Annotated in this window: 1 protein-coding gene; it reads right to left on the bottom strand. The window is 67.8% G+C overall.

The features are described from left to right. The coding region (locus NFX52_RS30640; RefSeq protein WP_252636041.1) for an EAL domain-containing protein at window positions 1-255 on the bottom strand (255 nt) is incomplete at both ends.

The following is a 255-nucleotide window of genomic DNA, read 5'->3' as shown; positions in this document are numbered from 1 at the left end:
CGGCCACGAAGCCCGGTTGCCTGAACTGCCGGGCGCTGACGTTGACCGAGATGGACAGGTGGGCGGTGGCTTCGTGCTGGCCCCAGCGCTGCAGTTGTTCGCAGGCGGTTTGCAGCACGTATTGGCCCAAAGGGAGGATCAGGCCGGTCTGTTCGGCCAGGGGGATGAAGTCGCCGGGGCTGATCATGCCGCGCTGGGGGTGGCGCCAGCGCACCAGGGCTTCTGCGCCCATGAGCTGGGACTGGTGGTCCACGA

It is taken from the genome of Acidovorax facilis (genome assembly GCF_023913775.1).
Lineage (GTDB): Bacteria > Pseudomonadota > Gammaproteobacteria > Burkholderiales > Burkholderiaceae_C > Acidovorax > Acidovorax facilis.
Note: the sequence above shows the minus strand (reverse complement) of the source record. Positions and strands in the feature narration are given on the sequence as shown.